Below are 2,180 nucleotides of genomic sequence, written 5' to 3'. Positions count from 1 at the left end.
TCTTTAAATTCATTGTTCGTTATTTTTAGATTATCAAAAATCTTTTGACCGGCATATCCTTTGGAATAGTAAGCTGACAGCATATGAGCTGTTACGGTTTTGCCAAATCTGCGGGGACGGGTTACAGCCAAAAGCTTTCCATCAGTGTTAAAAAGCGCATTGGTTTTTTCAATAAAATCAGTTTTATCAACAAACACTCTGGTATCTCTGGCTTTAACCAGATTAATAAAGCTGTTATCCTTGTCAGGATTCAGAATACTTCCCATGACTTTAACCTCCCCCAACTCAACACCATCGACTGTCATTTTATCACAGCACCTAATTTTTATCAGTGATACAGGACATAACTTCCTGTTAACAATTAGCCGTACTGTTCATAGCTTTGCTTCGCACCGAGGTCGATTACGGTTTTTGTCTGAGCCTCAATTGAATCCGTTACAGTCTTAACGCTCTCATCAAGTCCGTGGATGGCGGCATTGGTAGCTTCTGCCTTTTTTACGGATGCATCAAGATTTGCTCCCATGGCGGCAGCAGAGGAGAAAACAGAGTCCTTCATGGCCGTCATCTCTTCGGCAATTTTGGAGAGTGAATCCGTGAGAGCAGACGTGTCGGCAGAAAGCCTGATGGTGCTGTCGTTCATTTTGAAACTCCTAAAAACGAAAAAAGGATCTCGAATTATCGAAATCCTTTTAGCATTATGCGTAATTTGTTCATCTAAAGAGTGTTAGTTACTTTTGCCATTTAATCTTCGGTAGGAGTCACAACCATCCTGATTTCCAAGATCACAGGCTTTACGGTAATACTCCAAAGCCTTTGTTTTACTTCGTTCTACTCCAACACCATCTTCATATGATATACCGACGTTAAAGCAACCACCGTCTTCTTTTAAATTGCAAGCTTTTTGGTTGTACTGAGTTGCTAACTGACTGTCCTGTTTTACGCCTTGTCCGTAGAAGTATGAAAAGCCAAGATTACTGCAGCCCCGACCGTCATTCAGGTCACAGGCTTTTTTATAATATTGATTTGACTGTTCGTAATCCTGTTCTACCCCCTTTCCCGCGAAATATAACAAGCCTAAATTATAGCAACTCCCGCCGTCGTTCAAATCACAGGCTTTTTGAAATTGTTGTTTGGCTCTTTGGAAGTCCTGATTTACCCAGTAATACCCTCCCAACCACTGACAACTGGAACTGTCATTATTATCACAAGCTTTTTGGCAGAAAGGATAGGCATCGGCGTATTGTTCATTGTTAAACAGTGTTTTACACTGATTTGATGCTTCTGCTATTTCCTCTTTTGTAAGTGCTGCACTCGCCTGTCCCGATAATGTTAGCCCAAGTACGGCTAACAGACATAAAAAATATTTCTTCATAGTCCCCTTAATAAAATCGTTGTTTATCAGTAAAATTATACAGATGTTTTACATAACAGTGAAAATACAATTAAATTATCAAACTCATATCATAACCTAAAAATTAGATAACCATTACTCAATCTAGATTTTTTAAAAAATATATTTGATTTTTTAGCTGATATTTTGCACTGTACCCTTTGTCAAGGACATTTAAAATTTTAGTTATCCATAATTTCGGACAACTAAAATTCAAGTTCCCCCATTCATTAGACATGGCATAAATTAAGTGCCCATTCTATTGGACATACCTTTAAATTATGAGGTAGGTACTCTCTGTATTTACTACGGGATACCCCCGTACTTGTCCTCGGTTACCCATTAGCGAAAGTAACATGCTGAGAGTACCGAGGGAATCTATATTACTCCCTAATTAGGGAATCCTCATGTCTGAGTTACGTTGCTGATGTCTGTTTCTACTTGTTCTGCCCCCAGTTCCGAGGCTGTCTTTACCGGCTTAGGAGGGACTGGCTTATTAGAAATATCCAATGGATATATTCCTGTGGTATAGAACTGGTAGAATTCGTTAGGTGAGAGCTTTGCAAGTTCCCATTGATAACGGCTGTTATTGTAGTAACCCATGTAGTTATCAACAATTTCTTTGACCTCAGCAAACTCCTTACAGCCCTTTATGTTGTCCCCTATATGATCCTTCATGTGCCCATGAAAACTTTCGTAAGACAATATGAAACGACCTCCACGAATGAATGCAAATCGTGGATTTACCGTGTAAACTGTAGATGTACGTAAACAGATACGGATTTACCGC

The 2,180-nt window shown here is 39.3% G+C and carries 4 protein-coding genes; all 4 read right to left on the bottom strand.

What is annotated here, in order from left to right; translation table 11 throughout:
• Window positions 1–305 (bottom strand): AAA family ATPase (locus T489_RS0112220; RefSeq protein ID WP_232218325.1); only part of this gene is annotated, 305 nt, incomplete at its 3' end.
• A gap of 56 nt (window positions 306–361) precedes the next feature.
• The gene (locus T489_RS0112215) at window positions 362–640 is read right to left on the bottom strand and encodes a hypothetical protein (RefSeq protein ID WP_031580292.1); all 279 of its coding nucleotides are present in this window, start codon (window positions 638–640) and stop codon (window positions 362–364) included.
• A gap of 84 nt (window positions 641–724) precedes the next feature.
• The gene (locus T489_RS0112210; protein ID WP_051622124.1) at window positions 725–1,372 is read right to left on the bottom strand and encodes a tetratricopeptide repeat protein; all 648 of its coding nucleotides are present in this window, start codon (window positions 1,370–1,372) and stop codon (window positions 725–727) included.
• Window positions 1,373–1,795: 423 nt separating this feature from the next.
• On the bottom strand, window positions 1,796–2,095 hold the full coding sequence (locus tag T489_RS0112205) for an IS3 family transposase (RefSeq protein WP_198020486.1): 300 nt from the start codon (window positions 2,093–2,095) through the stop codon (window positions 1,796–1,798).
• Window positions 2,096–2,180 lie beyond the last annotated feature (85 nt).

Origin of the sequence: Ruminobacter sp. RM87 (assembly GCF_000701925.1) — a bacterium.
In the GTDB taxonomy this organism is placed as follows: domain Bacteria; phylum Pseudomonadota; class Gammaproteobacteria; order Enterobacterales; family Succinivibrionaceae; genus Ruminobacter; species Ruminobacter amylophilus.
The sequence above is the reverse complement of the archived record's forward strand: the minus strand, read 5'-3'. Positions and strand labels throughout refer to the sequence as shown.